The organism is Acidovorax sp. sif0632, assembly GCF_019218805.1.
GTDB classification, from domain to species: Bacteria; Pseudomonadota; Gammaproteobacteria; order Burkholderiales; family Burkholderiaceae_C; genus Acidovorax; species Acidovorax facilis.
In genome coordinates this window covers 64,883-89,979 of sequence record NZ_JAHUWW010000006.1, presented here as the reverse complement: position 1 = coordinate 89,979, position 25,097 = coordinate 64,883, and the positions used below count along the sequence as shown (strand labels likewise).

The 25,097-nt window shown below is 63.8% G+C and carries 22 protein-coding genes; 10 read left to right on the top strand and 12 right to left on the bottom strand.

The features are described 5' to 3' along the window. Nucleotides 1-12: 12 nt before the first annotated feature. Nucleotides 13-1,503, bottom strand: coding sequence for a methyl-accepting chemotaxis protein (locus tag KW832_RS18505; protein WP_218301134.1), 1,491 nt, complete (start codon nucleotides 1,501-1,503; stop codon nucleotides 13-15). 340 nt (nucleotides 1,504-1,843) lie between these two features. On the opposite strand from KW832_RS18505, the gene dapC reads away from it, so the two are divergent. The 6 genes from dapC to KW832_RS18475 all read left to right on the top strand — a co-directional run bounded on the left by dapC (nucleotide 1,844) and on the right by KW832_RS18475 (nucleotide 9,598). Continuing rightward, complete coding sequence (gene dapC, locus KW832_RS18500; RefSeq protein ID WP_218301135.1) at nucleotides 1,844-3,049, top strand: succinyldiaminopimelate transaminase; 1,206 nt, start codon at nucleotides 1,844-1,846, stop codon at nucleotides 3,047-3,049. Between the two features lie 37 nt (nucleotides 3,050-3,086). Next, entirely contained in the window at nucleotides 3,087-3,920 is an 834-nt protein-coding gene (gene dapD, locus KW832_RS18495) for a 2,3,4,5-tetrahydropyridine-2,6-dicarboxylate N-succinyltransferase (protein ID WP_121506304.1), read from the top strand. Between the two features lie 70 nt (nucleotides 3,921-3,990). Beyond that, a complete protein-coding gene (locus tag KW832_RS18490) occupies nucleotides 3,991-5,154 on the top strand; it encodes a PilT/PilU family type 4a pilus ATPase (protein WP_055397852.1) in 1,164 nt (387 codons plus the stop codon). Nucleotides 5,155-5,317: 163 nt separating this feature from the next. Beyond that, nucleotides 5,318-6,511, top strand: a complete 1,194-nt coding sequence (gene dapE / locus KW832_RS18485; RefSeq protein ID WP_218301136.1) for a succinyl-diaminopimelate desuccinylase — start codon at nucleotides 5,318-5,320, stop codon at nucleotides 6,509-6,511. Further along, the gene (gene prmB, locus KW832_RS18480; protein WP_218301137.1) at nucleotides 6,508-7,443 is read left to right on the top strand and encodes a 50S ribosomal protein L3 N(5)-glutamine methyltransferase; all 936 of its coding nucleotides are present in this window, start codon (nucleotides 6,508-6,510) and stop codon (nucleotides 7,441-7,443) included. Before dapE ends, prmB begins: the two co-directional genes overlap by 4 nt. Nucleotides 7,444-7,555: 112 nt before the next feature. Beyond that, the gene (locus KW832_RS18475; protein ID WP_218301138.1) at nucleotides 7,556-9,598 is read left to right on the top strand and encodes an ABC-F family ATP-binding cassette domain-containing protein; all 2,043 of its coding nucleotides are present in this window, start codon (nucleotides 7,556-7,558) and stop codon (nucleotides 9,596-9,598) included. Nucleotides 9,599-10,084: 486 nt separating this feature from the next. Here KW832_RS18475 and phbB read toward each other — a convergent pair whose 3' ends face one another. The 3 genes from phbB to KW832_RS18460 form a co-directional block, all read right to left on the bottom strand. Then, nucleotides 10,085-10,822 (bottom strand): acetoacetyl-CoA reductase, encoded by a 738-nt coding sequence (phbB, locus tag KW832_RS18470; protein WP_121420225.1) that lies wholly within the window; start codon nucleotides 10,820-10,822, stop codon nucleotides 10,085-10,087. A 351-nt stretch (nucleotides 10,823-11,173) separates the two neighbouring features. Beyond that, a complete protein-coding gene (locus KW832_RS18465) occupies nucleotides 11,174-12,352 on the bottom strand; it encodes an acetyl-CoA C-acetyltransferase (protein ID WP_121506300.1) in 1,179 nt (392 codons plus the stop codon). Nucleotides 12,353-12,426: 74 nt separating this feature from the next. Beyond that, complete coding sequence (locus KW832_RS18460; protein WP_218301139.1) at nucleotides 12,427-14,127, bottom strand: alpha/beta hydrolase; 1,701 nt, start codon at nucleotides 14,125-14,127, stop codon at nucleotides 12,427-12,429. 124 nt (nucleotides 14,128-14,251) lie between these two features. Here KW832_RS18460 and KW832_RS18455 point away from each other — a divergent pair, with 124 nt between their 5' ends. Beyond that, nucleotides 14,252-14,584 (top strand): hypothetical protein, encoded by a 333-nt coding sequence (locus tag KW832_RS18455; protein ID WP_218301140.1) that lies wholly within the window; start codon nucleotides 14,252-14,254, stop codon nucleotides 14,582-14,584. On the opposite strand, the gene pgeF is transcribed toward KW832_RS18455, so the two are convergent. The 3 genes from pgeF to KW832_RS18440 form a co-directional block, all read right to left on the bottom strand. Beyond that, nucleotides 14,504-15,379, bottom strand: a complete 876-nt coding sequence (gene pgeF / locus KW832_RS18450; RefSeq protein WP_218301141.1) for a peptidoglycan editing factor PgeF — start codon at nucleotides 15,377-15,379, stop codon at nucleotides 14,504-14,506. The genes KW832_RS18455 and pgeF overlap by 81 nt on opposite strands. Continuing rightward, nucleotides 15,376-16,044, bottom strand: coding sequence for a maleylacetoacetate isomerase (maiA, locus tag KW832_RS18445; protein WP_218301142.1), 669 nt, complete (start codon nucleotides 16,042-16,044; stop codon nucleotides 15,376-15,378). Before maiA ends, pgeF begins: the two co-directional genes overlap by 4 nt. 101 nt (nucleotides 16,045-16,145) lie before the next feature. After that, nucleotides 16,146-16,601, bottom strand: coding sequence for a MarR family winged helix-turn-helix transcriptional regulator (locus KW832_RS18440; protein WP_055397946.1), 456 nt, complete (start codon nucleotides 16,599-16,601; stop codon nucleotides 16,146-16,148). Nucleotides 16,602-16,770: 169 nt separating this feature from the next. Here KW832_RS18440 and KW832_RS18435 point away from each other — a divergent pair, with 169 nt between their 5' ends. From KW832_RS18435 to KW832_RS18425, 3 genes are all read left to right on the top strand, one after another. Next, nucleotides 16,771-17,466, top strand: coding sequence for a fumarylacetoacetate hydrolase family protein (locus KW832_RS18435; protein WP_218301143.1), 696 nt, complete (start codon nucleotides 16,771-16,773; stop codon nucleotides 17,464-17,466). Between the two features lie 122 nt (nucleotides 17,467-17,588). Next, the gene (locus KW832_RS18430) at nucleotides 17,589-18,140 is read left to right on the top strand and encodes an NUDIX hydrolase (RefSeq protein ID WP_055397838.1); all 552 of its coding nucleotides are present in this window, start codon (nucleotides 17,589-17,591) and stop codon (nucleotides 18,138-18,140) included. An 8-nt stretch (nucleotides 18,141-18,148) separates the two neighbouring features. Beyond that, entirely contained in the window at nucleotides 18,149-18,373 is a 225-nt protein-coding gene (locus KW832_RS18425; protein WP_218301144.1) for a DUF1737 domain-containing protein, read from the top strand. A gap of 57 nt (nucleotides 18,374-18,430) precedes the next feature. Here the strand turns inward: KW832_RS18425 and KW832_RS18420 are convergent, their stop codons facing one another. The 5 genes from KW832_RS18420 to KW832_RS18400 form a co-directional block, all read right to left on the bottom strand. Next, nucleotides 18,431-18,838, bottom strand: coding sequence for a collagen-like protein (locus KW832_RS18420; RefSeq protein ID WP_218301145.1), 408 nt, complete (start codon nucleotides 18,836-18,838; stop codon nucleotides 18,431-18,433). Between the two features lie 213 nt (nucleotides 18,839-19,051). Next, nucleotides 19,052-21,385, bottom strand: coding sequence for a penicillin-binding protein 1A (locus KW832_RS18415; RefSeq protein ID WP_218301146.1), 2,334 nt, complete (start codon nucleotides 21,383-21,385; stop codon nucleotides 19,052-19,054). Between the two features lie 28 nt (nucleotides 21,386-21,413). Next, entirely contained in the window at nucleotides 21,414-23,501 is a 2,088-nt protein-coding gene (ligA, locus tag KW832_RS18410; RefSeq protein WP_218301147.1) for an NAD-dependent DNA ligase LigA, read from the bottom strand. Further along, nucleotides 23,494-23,961, bottom strand: coding sequence for a GNAT family N-acetyltransferase (locus KW832_RS18405; RefSeq protein WP_082437413.1), 468 nt, complete (start codon nucleotides 23,959-23,961; stop codon nucleotides 23,494-23,496). The genes ligA and KW832_RS18405 overlap by 8 nt, the downstream gene beginning before the upstream one ends. Nucleotides 23,962-23,969: 8 nt before the next feature. Beyond that, the gene (locus tag KW832_RS18400; RefSeq protein WP_218301148.1) at nucleotides 23,970-25,088 is read right to left on the bottom strand and encodes a cell division protein FtsZ; all 1,119 of its coding nucleotides are present in this window, start codon (nucleotides 25,086-25,088) and stop codon (nucleotides 23,970-23,972) included. Nucleotides 25,089-25,097 lie beyond the last annotated feature (9 nt).

Sequence of the window (25,097 nt, the reverse complement as noted above, 5' to 3'; positions counted from 1 at the left end):
AGGTCCGACAGCTCAGCGGGCAGCGAGTGCCTTGTAAACCCCACACCCCACATACAGATCGCCCGCGCGGCTGACGTAAGACATCTTCGTCTGCACCGCACCCGTGGCAGGGTTGGTGATGTCGTACTCCACCCAGCCCGGCTCACGGTCCGCCTGGGAAACGATGTCGTTCACCAGCCGGTCGCCTGCAATGCCAGGAATGTCCTGCACCCGCGTGCCCACCTTGGCGGTGTTGCCTCCAAAGGCCAGGTAGGTGCCTGCGGAGTCGAGGACAAACACATACATGTCGCGGTCGTGGTAGGGCTGGTTCTTGTCAGTGATGCTGCGCAGGAACTGGTCGCGCGAGGTACTCTTGTGCAGCGCCATGGCCTTGCCCACCAGCGCCACAGCCTCCTCGGCCGTGCCCTGCTGCAGGCGGAATGCAGAGACCGCACGCGACAAGGTGGATGCGCGGCTTTCCAGGGCCTCTGCCTGTTGCACGGCATGGCCCACCATCTGGGCGTTGTGCTGGGTGATCTGGTCCAGTTGTTGCACGGCGGCGCTCACCTCGCGCAGGCCGGTGCTTTGCTCGGCGCTCGATCCGGAGATTTCACTCATGCTGGCTGCCACGCTGCGAATGCCCCCCGCCATGTCCGAGATCCCCTCCCCGGCCGACCGAATCAGGCCCGCACTGGTTTCGACCTGACTGACCGAGGCACCGATCAGTTCACGAATTTCGTGCGCGGCATCGCTGGACCGCTTGGCCAGCGTGCGCACCTCTGCTGCCACCACGGCAAACCCACGGCCCTGCTCTCCGGCGCGAGCAGCCTCAACGGCTGCGTTCAGGGCAAGGATATTGGTCTGAAATGCAATGCTGTCGATCACACCGATGATTTCAGTCATGCGCCGCGCACCTTGCTGGATGGCCTCGACCGACTGCACCGCACGTGCCATGGCCTGGGCGCCCACATCGGCTGCGTCACGCACCTGCGCCGCCCGGGTATCGGCACTGTGCGCGGTCTGAGCGTTGTTCTGCACCGCTGAAGACAGTTGCTCCACACTGGCGGCCGTCTGCTCCAGGTTGGCGGCCTGCTGCTCGGTGCGGTCGGCCAGCGAGCGATTGCCCTCGGCCAGGCTCTGCCCAGCATGGGCGACCAGCGCCGCATTGCTACGGATGTCTGCCACCATGGAGGAGAGCGTGATCACCATGCGGTCGAGCGACTGCGCCATCTCGGCCACCTCATCTTGTCCGTAGTCGCGACGGGGCTGGGCCCGGAGATCCCCGGCCTGGGTCAGCTCTATGGTTTGCGCCAGACCCGCAAGGTCGGTGGCCAGACTGAGGTAAAGCACGAGCAGAGCGTACAACACCACCACTGCGGCCAAGGCAAGCGCCCACCAAGGCGCCCCAAACGCAGCAATGGCAAGTGCCGCCCCCACCAGAAGACTCAGCGAGAGCAGCTTGCCAGGCAAATGCCACCTGCGCATCCACCAGAGCCCCGGACGCAGCGGTAGGAATCCTGACATCGTGTCTCCTCTATTGTTCTGATCAAAGGGCCTGAATACTAGGTACACGCATTTAGGATGTCCTGCATAACTCCCTGCGGTCTGTGATAGCGCGGCCTCGGGCAGTCCGCTGCGTTGCTTTTCTTGCCAATAGCCCAGCTATTGGCTGCAAAAAGACGCCTTGCGGCCTATCCCGATCCGCACTACCACCGACTCGCAAGGGTTATGCAGGACATCCCTTACAGCGGATTGACAGACCACGGGCCCATCGACGCATTGAGGTCAGCTCCGGTCACGATCCGCCAAACCCTGGCCGATCCAGCGCCGACTGATCTGAGGTGATCGCCCATAATGGCGCCCCATGAATCCCCTGCTTTCCCATCTCCAGCCCTACCCCTTCGAGCGGCTGCGGCAGCTCTTTGCGGGGGTGGTGCCCCCGGCAGCCTACAGCCCCATCAGCCTGGGCATGGGTGAGCCACGCCATCCTACACCGCAGTTCATCAAAGATGCACTCAGTAACAACCTCAGTGGCCTGGCGAGTTACCCCGCCACCGCTGGCGAGTTGGGCTTGCGCGAGGCCTTCACCCGCTGGCTGAATTTGCGCTATGCCATCACGCTGGATCCGGCCACCCAGGTCCTTCCCGTGAATGGTTCTCGGGAAGCACTTTTTTCGTTTGCCCAAACCATCATCGATCCTTCAAAAGGCCAGCCGCTGGTAGTCTGCCCCAATCCGTTCTACCAGATCTATGAAGGTGCAGCCCTGCTGGCGGGCGCGGCCCCTTATTACGCGGCCAGCGACCCGGCACGCAATTTCGCCGTGAATTGGGACGCGGTGCCGGACTCCGTGTGGCAGCGGACGCAGTTGCTTTTTGTTTGCTCCCCTGGCAACCCCACCGGCGCCGTCATGCCGCTGACGGAGTGGAAGAAGTTGTTTGAACTGAGCGACCGGTATGGTTTTGTGATTGCCTCGGACGAGTGCTACAGCGAAATCTACTTCCGCGACGAACCGCCGTTGGGCGGCCTGCAGGCTGCAGACAAGCTCGGCCGCAGCGACTACAAGAACCTGATCTCCTTCACCAGTCTCTCCAAGCGCAGCAACGTGCCCGGCATGCGCAGCGGTTTTGTGGCGGGTGATGCGGCCCTGATCAAGGCCTTCCTGCTGTACCGCACGTACCACGGCAGCGCCATGAGCCCCATCGTGCAGGCAGCCAGCATTGCGGCCTGGGGTGACGAGCAGCATGTGGTGGAAAACCGCACGCGCTACCGCAAGAAGTTCGCCCAGGTCACGCCGCTGCTGGCGGGTGTCATGGAAGTAGCCCTTCCCGATGCAGGTTTCTACCTCTGGGCCAAAGTCCCCGAGCAGCTTGCCATGGACGACGCCGAGTTCGCGCGGGCCCTTCTGGCTCAATACAATGTTACGGTGCTCCCTGGCAGCTACCTGGCCCGCGAGGCCCAGGGCAGCAACCCCGGTGCCCAGCGCGTGCGCATGGCCCTGGTGGCCGAAACCGAAGAGTGCGTGGAGGCTGCGTTGCGCATCGTGCAATTCATCCAGTCCCGCACTGCCTGATTTCTGATTCCTGATCCACAGACTGACAGACAACAACATGACCCAACAACTGCAAACCCTCATCGACAACGCCTGGGACAACCGCGCCAGCCTTTCGCCCTCCGCCGCCCCCAAGGAAATCCAGGACGCTGTCGAGCATGTGATCGCCGAGCTGAACAACGGCACGCTGCGCGTGGCCACGCGCGAAGGTGTGGGCCAGTGGACCGTGCACCAGTGGATCAAGAAGGCGGTGCTGCTGTCGTTCCGCCTGAAGGACAACGAAGTGGTCAAGGCCGGTGACCTGGGTTTTTACGACAAGGTGCAGACCAAGTTTGCCCACTTGTCTGAAGAAGAAATGAAGGCCACCGGGGTGCGTGTGGTGCCACCCGCCGTCGCCCGCCGTGGCAGCTTCATCGCCAAGGGAGCGATCCTGATGCCGTCGTACGTGAACATTGGCGCCTATGTGGGCGAAGGCACCATGGTCGACACCTGGGCCACCGTGGGTTCGTGCGCACAGATCGGTGCCAACGTGCACCTGTCGGGTGGCGTGGGCATTGGTGGCGTGCTGGAGCCTCTGCAAGCCGGCCCCACCATCATCGAAGACAACTGCTTCATCGGTGCACGGTCCGAAGTGGTTGAAGGCGTGGTGGTCGAAGAGAACTCCGTGCTGGGCATGGGCGTGTACCTGGGCCAGAGCACCCCCATCTTCAACCGCGCCACGGGCGAGATCAGCTATGGCCGCGTGCCCTCGGGCTCGGTGGTGGTCAGCGGCAACCTGCCCAAGACGGCCGCCAACGGCACGCCCTACAGCATGTACGCCGCCATCATCGTCAAGCAGGTGGACGCGCAGACCCGCTCCAAGACCAGCATCAACGACCTGCTGCGAGACTGATCGCATTCAAGGCCGGGGCAGGCCATCCCGCCTGCCCGCCGACAGACACCGACAACAAGAGGGAAACACCATGAGCACGATGGAGCGGATTCTTCGCCTGATGAGCGAAAAGAAGGCATCAGACGTCTACCTGTCGGCCAATGCCCCGGCGCTGATCAAGATCAACGGCGAATGCATCCCGATCAACAACCAGATCCTGCCGCCCGATGCGCCGCGCAACCTGCTCTCCGAAGTGGTTCCTCCAGATCGCATCGAAGAACTGGAGGAAACCGGCGAGCTGAACATGGGCGTGCCGCTCAGCGGTGTGGGCCGCTTCCGTATCAGTGCCATGCGCCAGCGCGGCAGCTACGCGGTGGTGATCCGTTTCATCTCGCAGCAGATTCCCGAATTCGACTCGCTGGGCCTTCCACCCGTGATGCGCGAACTCATCATGGAAAAGCGGGGCCTGATCCTGATGGTCGGCGCCACGGGCTCGGGCAAGAGCACATCCCTGGCGTCGATGATCGACACCCGCAACGAAGCACTCACCGGCCACATCCTCACCATCGAAGACCCGGTCGAGTACCAGTTCAAGAACAAGAAATCCATCGTCAATCAGCGCGAGATCGGCAGTGATACCCAATCGCTGCAGACCGCCCTCAAGAACGCGCTGCGCCAGGCGCCGGATGTGATCCTGATCGGCGAAATCCGCGACCGCGAAACCATGTCGGCCGCAATTGCCTACGCCCAGTCCGGCCACTTGTGTCTGGCCACGCTGCACGGCAACAACAGCTACCACGCGCTCAATCGCATCTTGTCGTTCTATCCCGTCGAAGTGCGTCCCACCATGCTGGGCGACCTGGCATCCGCCCTGAAGGCCATCATCTCCCAACGCCTGGTGCGCACCATCGACGGCAGCCGTGCTCCGGCGGTGGAAGTCATGCTCAACACCAAGCTGGTGTCCGACCTGATCGAAAAAGGCGATTTCTCAGGCGTCAAAGAAGCGATGGAGAAGTCCATGGCCGAAGGTTCGCTGACCTTTGAGGAAGCCCTCGCCCGGTTGATCATGGACTCCAAGATCGACCGCAAGGAAGGCATGGCCTACGCTGACTCGCCTACCAACCTCATGTGGCGCTTGCAAAACGATTTCTCGCTGGCCGCCAATGCCGCCAAGGCGCAGAAGGAAGCGCGGGATGCACCCGACGACGCGCCTTCCTTTACCGAGATCGTGCTGGACGTCAAACCAGCGGCATGAAATGTCTCCGCACTGAGTCGCCTGCGGCGCCTTCCCCCTGGGGGACGACGCCCTCGCTGCGGGGCGGCCCTTGGCTTGCCGTCTCTCGCCTAGGCCGCGCTGATGCTTACGCTTCGCTCTCTAACTACAGCTGACTGCACGGCCCCATCCCACCGAATCCCCAATGTCCCGTACCCTGCACCTCGCCGAACAGCTCATTTCCCTGCCCTCCATCACCCCCGAAGATGCGGGCTGCCTGGACCTGCTGGCCGCGCGGCTGGCTCCGCTCGGGTTTGTGTGTGAGCGCCTGGACAGCGGCCCGGCGGACTTTCGTGTCAGCAACTTGTGGGCAAAAAGGCCTGTAGCGCTTGATGGAAAGGCGCAAGCAGCTATTAAAACCATAGTGTTTGCCGGCCACACCGATGTCGTACCCACCGGCCCGCTGGCACAGTGGAGCAGCGACCCGTTTGTGCCTACCCACAAGGATGGCAAGCTCTATGGCCGTGGTGCCAGCGACATGAAAACCTCCATCGCCGCCTTTGTCGTGGCGGTGGAAGAGTTCCTGGCCGCCACGCCCGATCCGCAGATTGCGCTGGCTTTTCTTCTGACCAGCGACGAGGAAGGCCCCTCGGTGGATGGCACCAAGGTCGTGGTCGAGCAACTCAAGGCACGTGGTGAAAAGCTCGATTACTGCATCGTGGGAGAACCTACCTCCGTCGAAAAAACGGGTGACATGATCAAGAACGGGCGGCGCGGCACGCTCAGTGGCAAGCTCTCTGTGCGCGGTATTCAGGGGCACATTGCCTACCCGCAACTGGCCCGCAACCCCATTCACCAGGCCCTGCCCGCACTCACGGAGCTGGCGGCCACGGTGTGGGACGAGGGCAACGCGTTTTTCCCGCCCACCAGCTGGCAGATCAGCAACATGCACGGCGGCACGGGTGCCACCAATGTGATTCCGGGAGAGGTCGTGATCGACTTCAACTTCCGCTTCTCGACTGAATCCACTGCCGAAGGCCTGCAGCAGCGTGTGCACGCCGTGCTGGACCGCCATGGCCTGGAATACGACCTGCGCTGGACGCTGGGCGGCCAGCCGTTTTTGACAACCCCCGGCGAACTGGTGGGCGCCGTGCAGCAGGCCATCACTGCAGAGACCGGGCTGACCACCGAACTCTCCACCACGGGCGGAACCAGCGACGGCCGTTTCATTGCCCAGGTGTGCCCCCAGGTGATTGAACTCGGCCCTCCCAACGCCAGCATCCACAAGATCGACGAGCACATCGTCGTGGCCGACATTGACCCCCTCAAGAACATCTACCGCCGCACGCTGGAAAACCTGCATGCGCAGGCCCTGGCCGCCGATGGAGTGCCAGCATGAACACTTCACAACAGCACCCCACCGTCGCGGGCGATACCGTGGGTGCCCTGGTCGAATCGGGTTCGCAGTGCCTTGCCGCAGCAGGCGTCTCCTTTGGCCACGGTACCACCAATGCCCACGACGAAGCCGCTTGGCTGGTGCTCTGGCGTCTAGGGCTACCGCTGGACAGTGATCTGTCAGAGACCCCCGATTCCATGAAGAATCAGCCCGTAGCGCCCGCCGATCAAGCGCTGGTAGCTACTCTTTTTGAAGAGCGCATCCGCACCCGCAAGCCCGCCGCCTATCTCACACAAGAGGCCTGGCTGCAGGGTGTACCGTTCTACGTGGACGAACGCGCCATCGTGCCGCGCAGCTTCATTGCCGAACTGCTGGTCGATGGGGGGGCTGACGAGTACCTGAGCGACCACACCCGCCAGGTGCTGGACCTGTGCACGGGTAACGGCAGCCTTGCCGTGCTGGCGGCCATGGCCTGGCCCGAGGTGCAAGTGACGGGCGCCGACATATCGCCCGATGCGCTGGCGGTAGCCCGCATCAACGTGGACAAACATGGCCTGCAAGACCGCATCCAGCTGCAGCTGTCCGATGGCCTGGCTGCACTGCCCGGCCCCTGGGACCTGATCCTGTGCAATCCGCCCTACGTGAATGCGGCCAGCATGGCCGCCTTGCCCGCCGAATACCGTGCCGAGCCCGAGCTGGCCCTGGCCGGAGGCAACGATGGCATGGACTTTGTGCGCCAGCTGTTTGCCGCTGCTCCCGCCTGCATGAGTGAGGATGCAGTGATCATTCTGGAGATTGGCAACGAACGCGCTTACTTCGAGGCCGCTTTCCCCCAACTGCCTGTTTTCTGGCTCGATACCAGTGCAGGTGAAGACCAGGTTTTGCTGGTGACTCGGCAGGCCTTGGCCGCCCAAAGCCGGCTCACGGCACAATAGAGGGTTGCGCGCCACCGGCTTGTTGCATCCCTTGGATGGTTTGCAACAGCCTTGGCCCCCTGCTTTTTCACGCCACCCGCCCAGTGCGGGTGCGCTTTTTTCTGAGTTCCGGATGATCACCCTCAAGAACGTTACCCTGCGACGCGGCGCCAAAGTCGTGCTCGACAGCGTTTCCGCCACCATCAACCCCGGCGAAAGCGTAGGCCTTGTGGGCCGCAATGGCGCGGGCAAGTCGAGCCTGTTTGCCTTGCTCAGCGGCAAACTGCACGAAGACGGGGGAGATTTCTACATCCCCACCAGCTGGCGCATGGCGGAGGTCGCGCAGAACATGCCCGAAACCGACCAGTCGGCCACTGACTTTGTGTTGGAGGGTGACACGCGTCTGGCCGAGGTCCAGCAACAGTTGCTCGACGCAGAGGCCAGCGACGACGGCATGGCCATCGCGCATGCCTATTCCGACTTGCACGACGCGGGAGCCCACGATGCCGTGGCACGTGCACAGGCACTGATTCTGGGCCTGGGCTTTCGCGTCAGCGAACTGGACCAACCCGTCAACAGCTTCTCGGGTGGCTGGCGCATGCGCCTGCAACTGGCCCGCGCACTGATGTGCCCCAGCGATTTGCTGCTGCTGGACGAGCCCACCAACCACTTGGACTTGGACGCCCTGGTCTGGCTCGAAGCCTGGCTCAAGCGCTACGCGGGCACCATGATCGTGATCAGCCATGACCGCGAGTTTCTGGACGCCATCACCAACGTCACCCTGCAAATCCAGCAAGGCGAGTTGAACCGTTACGGTGGCAACTACAGCAAGTTCGAAGAGCTGCGCGCCCAGCAGCTTGAACTGCAACAGGCCAGCTTCTCCAAACAGCAGGAGAAGATGGCCCACCTGCAGAAGTTCATCGACCGCTTCAAGGCCAAGGCCAGCAAGGCCAAGCAGGCGCAAAGCCGCGTCAAGCAGCTCGAACGCATGGAAAAGATTGGCCCCGTGCTGGCCGAGGCGGACTTCACCTTCGAGTTCAAGGAACCCGCCAATCTGCCAAACCCGATGCTGGCTATCAGCGATGCGTCATTTGGCTATGTGGACGACGAGGGCACGCCCACCACCATCCTCACTGGCGTGAACCGCTCGGTGCTGGCGGGCCAGCGGATCGGCATTCTGGGTGCCAACGGCCAGGGCAAGTCCACGCTGGTCAAAACCATTGCCCGCACCATGAAACCCCTGGGCGGCAGCGTGACCGAAGGCAAGGGCCTGAACATCGGCTACTTTGCGCAGCAGGAATTGGATGTGCTGCGCCCCAGCGAGAACCCGCTGGAGCACATGATCCGCCTGGCCAAGGAGCTGGGTCCCGACGCCAAGCAACCCAGCCGCGAGCAAGACCTGCGCAGCTATCTGGGCACGTTCAACTTCACGGGCGACATGGTCAAGCAGGCCGTGGGCACGATGAGCGGTGGCGAAAAAGCCCGCTTGGTGCTGGCCATGATCGTCTGGCAGCGTCCCAACCTGCTGCTGCTGGACGAACCTACCAACCACCTCGACTTGGCGACCCGAGAGGCCCTGGCCATGGCGCTCAACGACTTCGATGGGACCGTCATGCTGGTCAGCCACGACCGTTCGCTGCTGCGCTCGGTCTGCGAGGACTTCTGGATGGTTGGCCGGGGCGTTGTGGGACCCTTCGATGGCGATCTGGACGACTACCAGCGCTACCTGCTCGAAGAGTCCAAACGCCTTCGCGAAGAGGCGCGCCTGGCCGAACAGGCGCAGGTCTCGGTGGCCCCCCCCACAGCCAGCAAGTCCAACGCACCTTCAGCGGCAGCAAATCCCGCTCCTGTCGCCGCCCTGGTGCCCACACCAGCCTCCGCCCCAACCCCTTCAAGGGACGGGCGAGAACAACGCAAGCTGGATGCCCAGGCGCGCCAGCAACAAGCCGAAAAAACACGGCCGCTCAAAAAAGAGCTGGAGCAGATCGACAAGCGCCTGGCGACGCTGGCTGGCGAACGGGCTGCGCTCGAGCACAAGCTCACGCAGGCCCTGCCCCCGGCCGAGATCGCCGAGTGTGGCCGCGCCCTGAAGGCAGGCAATGATGAGACGGCCCAACTGGAAGAACGCTGGCTGGAAATTTCTTCGGAACTGGAAGAAATCTCGGCAGCGGCATAGGCCAAAAATGTAAATTCATGTAATCACAAAGTGATCGTTATTCGACCTTTGCGCTTATCCAGCAATCATTTTTAGCTATTATTTTTGATAGCGGTGTAGAGGTAAACCTGCGGGCACTTACGGTTGCATTTTTTTGCGAGACGCTGTCAACGGACAGTAGATGGGCCGCGTTGTTGATACATCACAGGAGTTTTCCAGCATGAATACCACCGCAATCTTGTCCGCTTGGCCCGAAGACGAACGCGATCGCAAGCGCGCTCCCGCCCGCTTCTGAAGGCGTGGCAGCCATTTTCCCGCTTCAAGCGCCCATCCAATGCCAGCCTCAAAACCGGAGCACAAAACGTACCAAGGTACCGGTTGTGTTTCTGCCGAACGGCCCATTTCATAGGCTCCCCGAAGCAAGATAACCGGCAGCCCCTTCCCTCTTGCTCCTCCAATAAAAAACCCCGCATTGCGGGGTTTTTTGTTTTTCCAAGCCTTCGGGTGTCAACCCATGTGCAGGCCACCGTTGACCGAGAAATCGGCACCGGTCGCGTAGCCACCTTCATCCGAAGCCAGCCACGCAATGATGGAAGCGATTTCGCTGGGTTCACCGAGGCGCTTGACGGGAACCGTGGCAACGATCTTTTCGAGCACATCGGGGCGGATCGCCTTGACCATGTCGGTGCCGATGTAGCCGGGGCTCACCGTATTGACCGTCACGCCCTTGGTGGCCAACTCCTGCGCCAGCGCCATCGAAAAGCCATGCATGCCCGCCTTGGCAGCAGAGTAGTTGGTCTGGCCCGCCTGGCCCTTTTCACCGTTCACCGAGCTGATGTTGATGATGCGGCCCCAGCCCTTTTCCACCATGTCGGCCACCACCTGCTTGGTGACGTTGAACATGCTGTTGAGGTTGGTTTCAATCACCGCGTCCCAGTCTTCGCGCGACATCTTGAGGAACATGCGGTCGCGGGTGATGCCGGCGTTGTTCACCAGCACGTCGATGGTGCCGTGCTCGGCCTTGGTCTTGCCAAAGGCTTCTACCGTGGAATCCCAGTCGCCCACATTGCCCACCGACGCATAGAAGGTGTAGCCCAGGGCTTTCTGCTCGGCCAGCCACTTGGCATGGTCACGGGTAGGGCCACAACCTGCGATGACCTTGAAGCCCTCCTTGTGCAGGCGCTGGCAAATGGCAGTCCCGATGCCGCCCATGCCGCCGGTGACGTATGCAACTTTCTGGCTCATGTGATTTCTCCTTGTTAGTGATTTGCTCAACAGCCACTCTACCGAAGAAATCTACCGCCGCCGTGAAGGAAAACACTGAAGCCCTTTTCTTTTTGGCATATCGGCATGCGTCACACGCCTTACGCGCTATGTGTCTCGGCAGAGTCACAGTTTTGGTGCAAGCCAGAGCCTTCCAACGATCCCATAGAAACATCTTGCAACCACCTGCGCACGCCGAAGTGGGGCCACGGCGGCCATACGTTCACCCTGAAGCCAGACATAAAAAAGCCGCGTCGTAACGCGGCTTCGATTTTTGGCTTTGCCCCTGAGAAACGGCTGAACCGCAGGTGCAAACAGGCGCAGGGGCTCCTATTAACGCTCCAAGGCCAGGGACACACCCATGCCGCCACCAATACACAGCGCTGCCAAGCCCTTCTTGGCATCGCGACGCTGCATTTCGTGCAGTAGGGTCACCAGGATGCGGCAGCCGGAAGCGCCGATGGGGTGGCCGATGGCGATGGCACCGCCGTTCACGTTCACCTTGGCAGGGTCAATCCCCAATTCCTTGTTCACCGCGCAGGCTTGTGCGGCAAAGGCTTCGTTCAGCTCGAACAGGTCCACATCTGCAGCGTTCCAGCCTGCGCGCTGCAGGGCCTTGCGTGACGCTGGCACCGGGCCCATGCCCATGGTGGCGGGATCGAGTCCGCTGGTGCCGAATGCAGCGATGCGTGCCAGGGGCTTGAGACCCAGGGCGGCCGCCTTCTTGGCGCTCATCACCACCACGGCGGCAGCGCCATCGTTCAGGCCGGATGCGTTGCCCGCCGTCACGCTGCCGGCCTTGTCGAATGCGGGGCGCAGGCCTGCCAGCGCTTCGGCGTTGGTCTTGCGGTTGAGGTATTCGTCGGCGTTGAACAGGATGGGGTCGCCCTTCTTTTGCGCCAGGCTCACACCCACGATTTCGTCCACGAACTTGCCGGCATCTTGCGCTGCGGCGGCCTTTTGCTGGCTGCCCAGGGCCAGGGCGTCCTGCATGTCACGGGTGATGCCATAGGCCTTGGCCACGTTTTCAGCGGTGATACCCATGTGGTACTGGTTGTACACGTCCCACAGACCGTCCACGATCATGGTGTCGATGAGCTTCCAGTCGCCCATGCGCTGGCCATCGCGGGAGCCGGGCAATACGTGGGGCGCCATGCTCATGCTCTCTTGGCCGCCAGCCACGACGATCTCGCTGTCACCCCAGGCCACAGCCTGCGCAGCAAGCATCACGGCCTTCAAGCCTGAGCCGCACACCGCATTGATCGTGAGCGCAGGAGTTTCCTTGGCCACACCGGCCTTCATGGAAGCCTGCCGGGCGGGGTTCTGGCCCACGCCAGCGGCCAGCACCTGGCCCATGATGACTTCACCAATCTGGTCGGACGACAGGCCCGCGCGCGCGATGGCTTCGCGGATCACGATGGCGCCCAGTTCGGTCGCAGGCGTCTTGGCCAGCGCACCACCAAACTTGCCCACAGCAGTGCGGGCGGCCGAAACGATGACGATGTCTTCCATGGAATGTCCTTGTGGTTGGAGGTTGTTGGTTGCTTGGTAATTCTCGCAGTGCTGAAAGTCAGGACTTTTGCGTATCAGGCTTTCTGCTTCACGTAGCTGCCAGGTGCGGGCTCGATGGCCTTGAACTTGGTGCCCTTGCCATAGCTCTTGGGCGCTGCAATCTGCTTGCCTGCATGGCCTTTGATCCAGCCGGCCCAGTCGGTCCACCAGCTGCCGGGGTGCTCGGTAGCGCCGTCCAGCCATTGGTCGAGCGTGGCGGGCAGCTTGCCGTCGGCGCGGATCCAGTGGCTGCGCTTGCCTTTGGCGGGCGGGTTGATGACGCCCGCAATGTGGCCCGAGGCACCCATCACAAAGCGCTTCTTGCCGGGTAGCACCTGGGTGGACGCATAGGCGGCGTTGATGGGCACGATGTGGTCTTCGCGCGAGCCATAGATGTAGACGGGCAGGTCGAGGTTGCCCAAATCCATCTTCTCGCCACACACGGTGAGCTTGCCCGGTTGGACGAGGTTGTTTTCAAGGTAGAAATTGCGAAGGTACCAAGCGTAAAACGGGCCTGGCAGGTTGGTGCTGTCGCTGTTCCAGTACAGCAGGTCGAACGGGGGCGGTGTTTCGCCCTTGAGGTAGTTGCCCACCACGTAGTTCCACACGAGGTCATTGGGGCGCAGAAAGCTGAAGGTCGAGGCCAGGTCCTGCCCCTTCATGAGGCCGCCCTTGCCCATCTGCATCTCGCGGAACTTCACGAAAGCCTCGTCGATGAAAACGTCGAGGATGCCGGTGTCCGTGAAGTCGATCAGCGTGGTGAGGAAAGTGGCGCTGGCCACGGGCTCATCGCCGCGCGCGGCCAGCACGGCCAGCGCATTGCTCAGGATGGTGCCGCCCACGCAAAAACCCAGCGCGTTGATCTGGTCGGCGCCCGTGATGTTCTGCACCACGTCGATGGCGGCCATGGCGCCATCTTCCACATAATCGTCCCAGGTCTTGTGGGCGAGGCTGTCGTCAGGGTTGCGCCAGCTGACCACAAAGGTCCGGTGGCCTTGCTCCACGGCGTAGCGGATCAGAGAGTTCTCGGGCTGCAGGTCGAGGATGTAGAACTTGTTGATGCACGGCGGCACGAGCAGGAAGGGCCGCTCGTACACCTTGGCGGTCAGCGGCTTGTATTCGAGCAACTGGAACAGTTCGTTCTCGTACACCACCGCGCCTTCGGTAGTGGCCACGTTGCGCCCCACCTCGAACAGGCTTTCGTCGGTCATCGACACATGGCCCTGCGTGATGTCGTGCAGCAGGTTCTGCATGCCCTTGGCAATGCTCTCGCCCTTGGTCTCGATGGCTTTTTTCTGCGCTTCGGCGTTGAAGGCCAGGAAGTTGCTGGGTGCCATGGCAGCCATCCACTGCTCCACGCCAAAGCGGATGCGTGCCTTGGTCTTTTCGTCGGCCTCCACCGCGTCGGCCAGCCCCATGAGGGTGCGGGCATTGAGCAGGTAGGCTGCGGCTGAGAACGCAGCAACGGGGTTGCTCGCCCAGCCCTCGCCGGAGAAGCGGCGGTCCTTGACTTCGGGGGTTCCCTGCAGGCCCTGGGCCCAGAGTTCCTGCGCGTCTTTCAGGTACTGCTGCTGCAGGGACTGCAGTTTGGTGGGCGAAAATTTCAGGGGTGGTGCTGCAGGAACCTGGGTGCCCATGTCCAGCTTCTGGAACGACTGCAGCGCCTGCGACCAGCTTTGCCCGAAAATCTTCTGGAACTGCTCGGCGCTCTCGGCCCAGGGTGATTCAGAATTCATGCTCTTTCCTCAGTGATTGGTCGCTCGCAGCGGCAAAGCTTCTGGTTTTTTATCTCTCGGGTTCATTGTTGCCGAGCCCTTTGCACATGGCAACGGATTCAACGCTTGCACTGAACACAAACCAATGTACCTCATCGTCATCGCCTGGACCTACGTCACCCTCATGATGGCGGTGGCCGAAGCCACCAGCCCCAACGGCACCGTGCTCGGCGCCGTGATCACCTTTGCGCTGTATGGCATGCTGCCCATGGGCATTCTGGTGTACATCCTTGGCACTCCTTCGCGCAAGCGGGCAATCAAGGCACGCGAGGCCGCAGAGCAGGCGGCCTACGATGCGGAGCAAGCCGCAGCCGCAGCCACTGCCACTGCCACGGGCTCAGCTGCGCCAGATGCAGGCGGCGAAGCGCCCGCTAGCGCCGAGGGCCCCACTGTCGCGGCGGTGCGAAAAGAACCGTGACGCGTTGGTTACGGTGCACCAAGGCGATGTGCCATCGTTGCCGTGGATGTGGGTGATCCCCAGCGCCTGCAGCCGCAGTCGAGCCAGTCCAGCCAGGTCGCACAGGTATTTGCCTTTGGCTCTGCCGCTGGGCACAAAACACGCCTCTGAAGCCGGGTTCGCCTCGCAAAATGCCGCGCGCACCTCGGCCCCCACTTCAAAGGCCTGCGGGCCAATACAGGGACCCAGCCAGACCAGGGTGTCCTGGGCGAACGTTTGGGCAGGATCGTTTGCTTCTAATTTGATAGCATTTAGCGCTTTGCCATCCAGCGCCAGGGCCTCAAAACGCTTGAAAACCGATTCCAGCACACCCTGCCCGCCCACTCCGGCCAGCCCGCGCCAGCCTGCATGTGCCGCCGCCACCACACGGCCTGAGCGGTGTGCGAGCAGCACCGGCAGGCAGTCCGCCACCATGATGGTGCAGGCCACACCACGCGCGGTGGCCACGCTGGCATCGGCGTCGATGCCATCGGGTGTGCTGCTGTCCAGGTGCACCACGCCATCGCCGTGTACTTGGTTCAGAAACACCGCCCGTGTGTCATTCGCCACCGCAGCGACCGTGGATTGCAGCCGCATGCGGTTGGTGTGCACGGCGGCCGCGACATCACCCACATGGGTCCCCAGATTCAGGCTGTCATAGGGTGGCAGGCTCACGCCCCCCGTGCGTGTGGTGCACAGTGCAAACACGCCCCCGGGCGCGGGCCAGTCGGGCACCAGGCAGTCGGCCGCCGCCAGAGGGCCTTCGTGCGGGGTCAAGCTTCGTGGTCCGGGCAGGCGGACGGCTGGGCCTTCTGGAAGGCGGGCAACGCCATGCAGGCTTCGAATGCCCCCATCGTGAGTGGCAGGCCACCGAGGTCCACGTTGAAACGCTGGCCGTTGAAGATTTGCGGCACCAGGCAGCAGTCGGCCAGCGTGGGGGTGTCACCCCAGCACAGCACGGAGGGAGGCAGGCCCTGGGTTTCGCGCTCTTGCGCCAACAGTGCCAGCTGGCGCTCAAAGGCCTCCAGCCCGCTGCGCACCCAGTGGTGGTACCACGCGTTCTTGGCCCCCTCGTCCACCTTCAGCTCGCGCACCAGGTACTTGAGGACGCGCAGGTTGTTGATGGGATGGATTTCGCACGCCACCATCTGCGCCAGCGCACGCACGTGTGCCCGCGCCAGGGGCGTGGCAGGCAGCAGCGCGGGCGTAGGGTGGGTTTCCTCCAGGTATTCGATGATGGCCATCGACTGCGACAGCGCCGCGCCGTCATCGGTCACCAGGGTGGGTACCAGCGCATCGCCGATGCGGCTCGCGTACGCGGGGGCCTGGTGCTCACCCTTGACGAGGTGCACGGGGATGTAGTCGTAAGGCAAGCCCTTAATCTGCAGCGCGATGCGCACACGGAACGAGGCGGAGGAACGGAAGTAGTTGTAGAGCTGCATGCAGAAAATACGTTGTGAAAGGGGACGTTTCAAAGCGTGACAGTGGGGCCCCACACTACTGCGGGCGCTGAATGGGCAAGCCTCGGGGCCGCCCGGGTCCGTCAGGCGCCCGAGGCCCCTGCCGGGTCCTGGTGGTTGTAGACAACCTTGGACAGGATGGCCATCAGATCGACGCGCTCCTGCGCGTTGAGTGGCGCCATCAGCCGCTCCTGCACACGCTGGGCGGCATCACGCATCTGCAGCGCGGCCACCTCGCCCTCGGGGGTGATCCACAGCAGTTTGCGGCGGCGGTCGCGGGTGTCGGGCTCGCGGCGGATCCAGCCGCGTTTTTCGAGCCGCCCAATTACCGAGCCCGATGTGGCAGCGTCGAACGCCACGCGGGACGCCAGCGTGACCTGGTCTTCACCGGGCCGTGCCAGCAGCTCGTGCAGGATGGCGAACTGCACCGGCGTCACGTCAAACCCCGCAGTCTCTTCCATGAAAAGCGCCACGGTTCGCTGGTGGGCACGGCGCACCAGGTGGCCTGGCGTATTGTGGAAATCGAAGCTCTTTGCCATGGGCGCGAGTGTAGCGCCCCCCAGCAGGCGGCCCCCGCCCATGGCACACTGCCACACCGAGGCCGCGCAGGGTCCACCCCGGGGTTTTTGCGACACAGTCCCTGCCCTGGCATCCGCGCCGTCCGGCAACCATTCATTTCCATTGAACCCAGAAATTCGAGAGGCTGACATGAGCTACGTGTTTTCTCCCGCCCCCGTGGCCAGCGTGCCCGTGGTGGGCAGCGGCGACCGCTTTCCCGTGCACCGCATTTATTGCGTGGGCCGCAACTACGAAGAGCATGCCAAGGAAATGGGCTTCACCGGCCGCGAGCCACCCTTCTTCTTCATGAAGCCCGCCGATGCCATCGTGGTGGTCAACGCTGGCGAAACGGGCCAGCTGCCCTACCCCAGCCTCACCGCCAACCTGCACCACGAGATCGAACTGGTCGTGGCCATCGGCAAGGGTGGCAAAAACATCAAGGCCGCCGACGCATTGGCACACATCTACGGCTATGCCGTGGGCCTGGACATGACACGCCGCGACCTGCAAAACGACATGAAAAAACAGGGCCGCCCCTGGTGCATCGGCAAGGGCTTTGATGCCAGCGCGCCCATTGGCCCCATCACCCCGGCCGCCCAGGCGGGCGACGTGGCCAAAGCGGCCATCTGGCTGCAGGTCAACGGAGCGGACAAGCAGCGCAGCAGTGTGGCGCAGCTGATCTGGAACATTGCCGAAACCATCGAACACCTATCGGCCGCGTGGGAGCTGCAGCCCGGCGACCTGATCTACACCGGTACCCCCGAAGGCGTGGGCGCCGTGGTGCGCGGCGATGTGCTGGAGGGTGGTGTCGAAGGCCTGGGCACGCTGAGCTTGAGCGTGGTGTAACGCCCTGGCCTGGGCGCCGCGGGGCCCCAGTCTGGACGCACAGCCCCTGCACTATGCTTTTCATAGCTGCTTGCGCTTATAGAACAAGCGCTGGCAGCCGATTTGATTCGAAAAATCCTCCGATGACCTTCCGCAGCCCCATCAAACACTGCCGCGCCTGTGGCACCGCCGTGGTCTACCGCCTGCCGGACGACGGCGACACCAAACAGCGCGCGGTGTGCCCCGTCTGCAACACGGTGCACTACGAGAACCCGCTCAACGTGGTGGGCACGGTGCCCGCACTGCCCGATGGCCGCATCCTGCTGTGCAAGCGCAATATCGAACCCCGCTGGGGCAAGTGGACCCTGCCCGCAGGCTTCATGGAGCTGGACGAAACCACGGCCCAGGGCGCCGCGCGAGAAACAGACGAAGAGGCTGGCGCCCAGATTGAAATGGGCCCGCTGTTCAGCCTGCTGAATGTGCGCCGTGTGGGCCAGGTACACCTGTTTTACCGCGCCACGCTGCTGAGCGACCAGTTCAACCCCGGCTACGAGACCATCGAGGCGCGCCTGTTTGCCGAAGACGAGGTACCCTGGGACGAACTGGCCTTCCGCACCGTGAAGGAAACCCTGGAATGCTACTTTGCCGACCGCAAGGCGGGCGCCATGGGTATGCACTTCATTGACATCGAATAGGCCGTGGGATGACTGCCACTACCACCCCAACGTCCCCTGCCCCGGCCAGCACACCTCCCGATGGCCTGCCAGCCTACCGCTTGCTCACAGGCCCTGATGACGCCAGCTTTTGCCGCCGTGTCAGCGACGCGCTGGCACTGGGCTACCGGTTGTACGGATCCCCCGCCGCCACGTTCAACGGCCAGAACGTGATGGTGGCGCAGGCCATTGTGTGGCCTGGCACAGTGGTCTGACCTCCGCCCGTCCGACGCATCGCCGGTCGCGGGCCGTCAGCCGCCGAGCGCGCCGTGTCACGGCTTGGCGGGTATGACGATGACGGTACTGCCATCGCCCGAGGTTCCGGTATTACCGGTGTTGCCCTTGCTACCAGTGTTGCCGGTGTTGCCCTTGGCACCCGTGGCACCTGTATCCCCCTGGTAGCCCGTGGCGCCTTGCATGCCGGTAGCACCCGTGCTGCCCTGCCCGCCTGTGGCCCCTGTGGACCCCATGCTGCCCGTAGCCCCTGTGTAACCCGTGTTTCCCTGGTTGCCCGTGGCTCCGGTGGCTCCGGTGGCTCCGGTATAGCCGGTGTCACCGGTCTTGCCGGTATATCCCGTATTGCCGGTATTGCCCTGCGCTCCCGGGGGGCCCATGGGGCCGGTGCAGGCGCCGAGGGTGAGGGCGGCCAGCACAAGCAAGGTGGTGGTAATCGTTTTCATGGTGAGTCCTTTGGCGTTGCATGCAGTCCAACAACGACTGCATGGGCCAATGTGCGGGCCCCACCATGAAAGGTCTGTTCGTTTACGCGCATAAGCCAGGCGCCAGCCGCACCATGGAGTGACTGGCGACGCCGTCCTACAACGTCAAAGTTGGCAGCGTTGTGCAACGCTTCGGTGGCTTGGGGTGCGCAGGCCCACCCCGCCGCTTCGCACCTACCCGCCCACCCGCTCCTCGGCTGGCACAGGCGGCCGGGACGAACCAGCAGGGTCCGTGGTGACCGGTGGCAGCCCATCACCGCTGGGCCGTGGCGGAGTTCCGGGCCAGGGGGCCGGTGCAGAGGGGGATTGCGCATCCCCTCCGAACAGGCCCCGGATCCATTCCCGCATCGCGCCCAGTGATCCATCCGCCGGTGGCGGGGGGGTATCCACAAACTCGTCTACAAAGCGGTCATTCCCGTTGATCGCCCTGGTGCGAATGGCCTGCTGCATGAACTCGCCCACCATGGGCAACGCGCTGCGCGCCCCCTGCCCCCACGCATCGCTGCGCAGCGTGATGCGGCCGTCGTTGAAACCCGCCCAGGCACCCGCCACAACGCGCGCGTGCATGAGGATGAACCAGCCGTCGGTGTTGTCCTGCGTGGTGCCGGTCTTGCCCGCCACATCGGCCTGGATGCCATAGCGGGTGCGGATTGCGGTGGCCGTGCCCCGGTCGATGGCGCCGCGCATGGTATTGCGCAAGGTCTGCGCGGCGCGTGGCTCGAAAACCGTTTCAGGGGCAGACGGCGCAAAAGTCTCCAGCACCTTGCCGTGGCGGTCCTCGATGCGGGTAATCAGCACGGGCTCCACATAGCGGCCCAGATTGGCGATGGAGCTGTAGGCCGTCACCATTTCCTTCAGGGTGACCGGGCTGGTGCCGAGCGCCAGAGATGGCACCTCTTCCAGCGGCGACTGGCGCACCCCCAGGGCCCGGGCCACCTCGGCCACGCGGGCCGGGCCCACCTGCTGCATGACCTGTGCGGTGATGGTGTTCTTGGAAAACGCCAGGCCATCGGCCAGGGTCATGGGCTGGTCGCTGGGCGGGCCGCCATCGGTGGGGCGCCACACGCGGCCTCCGCCCAGGGGGATTTCTACGGGCCCGTCCATCAGCGTATCGCTGGGCGACGCGCCACTGGCAAACGCCGCGCCATACACAAAGGGCTTGAACGTGGAGCCAGGCTGGCGCCGCGCCGCCTGCACATGGTCGAACGGGTCTTGCGCAAAGTCGCGGCTGCCCACCCACGCCAGCACATGACCGGTGACCGGGTCCTGCGCCAGAAACCCGGCCTGCACACGTGTCTTCTCGGCGCGCAGTTTCTGCAGGAAGGCGGTGTCATCCAGCAGCGCCTGCAATGCCTCTTCCGGGGTCTGGCCCTTGTCCACGGCGTTGCGGTATTCGGGGCTTTCGCGCACCAGCGTATGTACCAGCTCGCTCTTCGGGCCCCAGCCATTGCGCTGGGACCAGGCGGTGTCGGCCACGCCCTGCAGCTGGCGCCCCTGGCGCGCCACGGCCTGGTTGGCAATGGCCTGCAGGCGCGAGTCGATGGTGGTGCGGATCACCAGGCCATCGGCATACAGGTTGTAGCCATGGCTGTCGGCCCACTCGATGAGCTGCTTGCGCAGCTGCATCGCAAAGTGGGGCGCGGGGCCCATGACCTCGGTCTGACGCTCGAAATTGACGCGCAGCGGGCGTTTTTGCAGGGCCTCCAGCTGCTTTTCTTCGAGCTTGCCGCGCTTGACCATTTGCGACAGCACGGTGTTGCGCCGTGCCTGGGCACGCTCGGGGTTGAGCACGGGGTTGTAGTAGGCCGTGCCCTTGAGCATGCCGATCAGCGTGGCGCTTTCCAGCACGTTGAGCTTGTCGGCCGACTTGTCGAAATACGTGCGTGCGGCCATCTCGATACCGTAGGCGTTGTAGAGGAACGGCACGGTGTTGAGGTAAGTCTCCAGGATCTCGTCCTTGGTGTACGACGCCTCGATCTTGAGCGCGGTGATCGCCTCCTTGAGCTTGCGCGTGAGGGCCTGTGGGAACACGCGCGAGCGCCCGATCTCCTCCGGAAACAGGTTGCGTGCCAGCTGCTGCGTGATGGTGGAGCCACCCTGAGGGTCCCCGCGCAGCGTGTGCACCACCGACGATGCCGTGCGCCGCCAGTCCAGACCAAAGTGGTCGTAAAAACGGTGGTCTTCGGTGGCGATGAGGGCGTTCACCACGTTGGGCGATATCTGGCTCAGCTCCACCCATTCGCGGTTGGCCCAGCGGTATTCGGCCAGCAGCTTGCCGTCCACCGACATGAGCTGCGCGGGCAGCTCGCTTTTTGCCTTGCGGATGTCGCTGATGGAGGGGGTGAACGGGATCAGCACCAGCGTGTAGACCAGCACGGCGGCAGGCACGGCCAGGGCTCCCCACATCAGCGCGCGGCGCAGCGGGCGGGGTATCCAGGCGAACAGGCCGGCCAGCCAGCGGAACAGGGCCGCCGCGCGGGCCTGAAAGGAAAGCAGCAATGTGCGCATCAAAAACTCAGAGAAAGGGGAGATTGCTTCAGGCGCCTGTGCCCGACAGCAGGGCCAGCATGCCGGCTTCGTCCAGCACGGGCACGCCAAGCTCTTCGGCCTTGGCCAATTTGCTGCCGGCCTCGGCGCCCGCCACCACATAGCTGGTCTTCTTGCTGACCGAACCGGCCACCTTGGCACCAGCGGCTTCCAGCATGTCCTTGGCGACATCACGGCTGAGCGTGGGCAAGGTGCCGGTCAGCACCACCGTCTTGCCCGCCAGGATCTGCGGGGCACGCTCGGCCACCGGGCCTTCGGGCCAGGTCACGCCGCAGGCGCGCAGTTGCTCGACCACCTCACGGTTGTGCGGCTGCTGGAAGAAGGTGTGCAGGCTCTGTGCCACCACGGGGCCCACATCGTTCACCTCCAGCAACTGCTCCACGCTCGCATCCATGATGGCGTCCAGCGTGCCAAAGTGCCGAGCGAGGTCCTTGGCCGTGGCCTCGCCCACATGGCGCAGCCCCAGACCGAACAGGAAGCGCGGCAAGGTGGTCTGCTTGGATTTTTCGAGCGCAGCCAGCACGTTCTGGGCCGACTTCTCGGCCACGCGCTCCAGCGCGATGAGCGACGTGAGGCCCAGCCGGTACAGGTCGGGCAGCGTACGGATCACGTTGGCGTCCACCAGCTGGTCCACCAGCTTGTCGCCCAGGCCTTCGATGTCCATGGCGCGGCGCGCGGCGAAGTGCAGGATGGCCTCCTTGCGCTGTGCGGCGCAGAACAGGCCACCCGTGCAGCGGTGGTTGGCTTCGCCCTTTTCGCGGACCACATCGCTACCGCACACGGGGCAGGCTGTGGGCATGCGGAAGTTGGGCACATACCCCGTGCGCTTGCCCGGCATCACGCCCACCACCTCGGGAATCACATCGCCCGCGCGGCGCACGATGACGGTGTCGCCCACGCGCACGCCCTTCTTGCGAATCTCGAACAGGTTGTGCAGCGTTGCATTGGTGACGGTGACACCGCCCACAAACACTGGCGCCAGGCGTGCGACCGGCGTGATCTTGCCAGTGCGGCCTACCTGTACGTCGATGCCTTCGATCTTGGTGGCCATCTCCTGGGCCGGGTACTTGTGCGCCACGGCCCAGCGCGGCTCGCGGGTCTTGAAGCCCAGGTCGCGCTGCAACTGCAGGGAATTGACCTTGTAGACCACACCGTCGATGTCGTACGGCAGCGCATCGCGGCTGGCTCCCACCTGCTGGTGAAATGCTACCAATTCAGTAGCACCTACCGCAATCTGCACCTGCGCTGCAACTGGAAAACCCCAGGACTTCAGCGTCTGCAGCATCTCGTAGTGCGTGCGGAACACCGGCCCGCCATCGCCGGGCGGCGTGATGGCGCCCAGGCCATAGGCAAAAAAGCTCAAGGGGCGCTGGGCGGTGATGCCGGAGTCGAGCTGGCGCACCGCACCCGCTGCGGCGTTGCGTGGGTTCACAAAGGTCTTACCGCCCTGCTCACGCTGGCGCTCGTTGAGAGCATCAAAGTCTGCACGGCGCATGTAGACCTCGCCACGTACTTCGAGCAGCGGCGGTACACCGCCAGGCAGCGTGAGGGGTATCTGCCGGATCGTGCGGATGTTGTGCGTCACGTCCTCGCCCACCTCGCCATCACCGCGCGTAGCGGCCTGCACCAGGCGGCCGTTTTCATAGCGCAGGCTCATGGCCAGGCCGTCAAACTTGGGCTCGGCCACGTATTCGATGGCAGGGTCCGATTCCGACAGGCCCAGCTCGCGCCGCACGCGGGCATCAAACGCCTGCGCGCCGGTGGCCTCGGTGTCGGTTTCGGTGTGGATGCTGAGCATGGGCACCGCGTGGCGCACCGATGCCAAGCCCTCCATCACCGCACCAATCACGCGCTGCGTGGGCGATTCGGGGGTGACGAGGTCGGGGTGCGCGGCCTCCAGCGCCTGCAACTCGCGGAACACACGGTCGTATTCGGCATCGGGCACCGTGGGTTCGTCCAGCACGTAGTACTGGTGCGCCCAGTGGTTGAGCTGGTCGCGCAGTGCTTTGATTTTGATAGCTGGTTGCGCTTGATCTGCGGGCGCTGGAGCCGAAAAAAGATCAGATTGCTCAGTCATGGCGGACCGCCCTGGGGTTCTTCTGGACGAAGCCCAATTCCTGGTTGCCAACAAAGCCGGCAGATTCATAGAGTCGGTGCGCTTGCTTGCGTTGAGCACCCGAGAGAAGAAATACCTTGCAGCAATTCATTGTCCAAGCTGCATCCAGAGCGAACTCCAGAGCAGCAAGTGCCAGCCCCCGGCGACGAAAGCGCTCGCCCGTAATCACGTGCTCAATGACACCGATGGGCATTCCTGCACTCGCGAAATTGGGGATCGAAGCCAGCATGCAGGTGGCACCGACTTCGCCTTCGCAAAGCGCAACGACGAGGCGCGCCTGCGGAGACTGCAACACAACACGAAAATGCGCCAAGGACGCATCACTGTCCACCTCGGGGTCCTGAGGCCGCAGTTCTCTGTACAGAGCTTTGACGGCGCCGTGGTCAGCTTCGGTTGCCAGACGGACCTGCATTGCACTCATGCGCTGCACTAGCTGAAAAGTCGTCGCGCCAGCACCGACCCGGCCGACAGATCCCGTCCATCGAGCTGGTCATACAGCAGCTCCAGGTCCGCAGCAATCGGATCCATGGCCATCGCGGGCAGCGGCTGGCCGTTCTGGTCGCAGAGCACCCCATCCATCGCGTCGCACAGCGCGGCCCCTACGTCGCGCAGGCGCGCAAAGGGTTGTTCGGTACGGTGAACTTGCGCCACGTCCAGGCTCAGAGTGATGTCGCGGATGGCGGACTGGTCGGGGTCTTCGGCCAGCGCAGCCTGGGTGTCGTAGCCCAGCGTGAGCAGGGGCGGCAAGCCCTGTGCGCTGGCAGGCAGCACCAGGCGGCCGGGCATGGCTCCGGGCACAAAGCCCAAGCGGGCGGCGTTCTGCTGCACGTAGCCGGGGCTCCAGGCGGCCTGGCGGGCGCGCAGCATGAACATGAGCTGGGCGTCGTGGTCGCTGGCGAACTGGTCCAGCTCGCGGGCGCGGGCCACTTCCTGCAGCATGTCGGGGAAGTCGGGGGCGGCATTGATAGCGTCGGCAAACGCCTGGGCCTTGACGACGAACTCGGAAAACTCGATCTCGTTGAGCGCGCCCATGCGGTTGGCCAGCTGCACACCGGCCTGGAAGCTCTGGTAGCGCTGGCCCGGTGCAGGGGTTTCCCACTGCTGGTTCGCTTCGTTGAGGCCTTCGATGGCGAACGGCTTGCTGCCTGCGCGGCGGGTCGGCGGCAGCGCGGCCAGAGCAGCATCGCCCGACACCACATGCTCGGGCTGCAGCGATGCAATGACATCGATGAGCGGATCGAGCCCGGGGCGGCGCTCCAGCGAAAACGGTGGCACGGGCAGCTGCAGGGCCTCATCGGCATCGACCGCATGCTCCGAGGGGTCGGGGCCCCGGTCGAGGCCGTGAAACTCACCCGGCGGTACGGCCACGGCAGCCCCCGCATCGAAGCCAGGCTCCTGGCGCTGGACCGGCTCACCGGCGGGATCCACGGGCTCTTGCGGCAGCGCGCGCTTGGGCGCATTGCGGCGCGAGGTCCAGGTGTTGTAGGCCACGATGAGGGCCAGCACCAGACCGCCAATGATGGCCAGACTCAGTTGCAATGTGCTCATGGGTTCAGA

Coding starts and splice junctions, on each gene's coding strand:
- KW832_RS18505 (WP_218301134.1), bottom strand. CDS start 1,503: ATGTCAGGATTCCTACCGCTGCGTCCGGGGCTCTGGTGGATGCGCAGG.
- dapC (WP_218301135.1), top strand. CDS start 1,844: ATGAATCCCCTGCTTTCCCATCTCCAGCCCTACCCCTTCGAGCGGCTG.
- dapD (WP_121506304.1), top strand. CDS start 3,087: ATGACCCAACAACTGCAAACCCTCATCGACAACGCCTGGGACAACCGC.
- KW832_RS18490 (WP_055397852.1), top strand. CDS start 3,991: ATGAGCACGATGGAGCGGATTCTTCGCCTGATGAGCGAAAAGAAGGCA.
- dapE (WP_218301136.1), top strand. CDS start 5,318: ATGTCCCGTACCCTGCACCTCGCCGAACAGCTCATTTCCCTGCCCTCC.
- prmB (WP_218301137.1), top strand. CDS start 6,508: ATGAACACTTCACAACAGCACCCCACCGTCGCGGGCGATACCGTGGGT.
- KW832_RS18475 (WP_218301138.1), top strand. CDS start 7,556: ATGATCACCCTCAAGAACGTTACCCTGCGACGCGGCGCCAAAGTCGTG.
- phbB (WP_121420225.1), bottom strand. CDS start 10,822: ATGAGCCAGAAAGTTGCATACGTCACCGGCGGCATGGGCGGCATCGGG.
- KW832_RS18465 (WP_121506300.1), bottom strand. CDS start 12,352: ATGGAAGACATCGTCATCGTTTCGGCCGCCCGCACTGCTGTGGGCAAG.
- KW832_RS18460 (WP_218301139.1), bottom strand. CDS start 14,127: ATGAATTCTGAATCACCCTGGGCCGAGAGCGCCGAGCAGTTCCAGAAG.
- KW832_RS18455 (WP_218301140.1), top strand. CDS start 14,252: ATGTACCTCATCGTCATCGCCTGGACCTACGTCACCCTCATGATGGCG.
- maiA (WP_218301142.1), bottom strand. CDS start 16,044: ATGCAGCTCTACAACTACTTCCGTTCCTCCGCCTCGTTCCGTGTGCGC.
- KW832_RS18440 (WP_055397946.1), bottom strand. CDS start 16,601: ATGGCAAAGAGCTTCGATTTCCACAATACGCCAGGCCACCTGGTGCGC.
- KW832_RS18435 (WP_218301143.1), top strand. CDS start 16,771: ATGAGCTACGTGTTTTCTCCCGCCCCCGTGGCCAGCGTGCCCGTGGTG.
- KW832_RS18430 (WP_055397838.1), top strand. CDS start 17,589: ATGACCTTCCGCAGCCCCATCAAACACTGCCGCGCCTGTGGCACCGCC.
- KW832_RS18425 (WP_218301144.1), top strand. CDS start 18,149: ATGACTGCCACTACCACCCCAACGTCCCCTGCCCCGGCCAGCACACCT.
- KW832_RS18420 (WP_218301145.1), bottom strand. CDS start 18,838: ATGAAAACGATTACCACCACCTTGCTTGTGCTGGCCGCCCTCACCCTC.
- KW832_RS18415 (WP_218301146.1), bottom strand. CDS start 21,385: ATGCGCACATTGCTGCTTTCCTTTCAGGCCCGCGCGGCGGCCCTGTTC.
- ligA (WP_218301147.1), bottom strand. CDS start 23,501: ATGACTGAGCAATCTGATCTTTTTTCGGCTCCAGCGCCCGCAGATCAA.
- KW832_RS18405 (WP_082437413.1), bottom strand. CDS start 23,961: ATGAGTGCAATGCAGGTCCGTCTGGCAACCGAAGCTGACCACGGCGCC.
- KW832_RS18400 (WP_218301148.1), bottom strand. CDS start 25,088: ATGAGCACATTGCAACTGAGTCTGGCCATCATTGGCGGTCTGGTGCTG.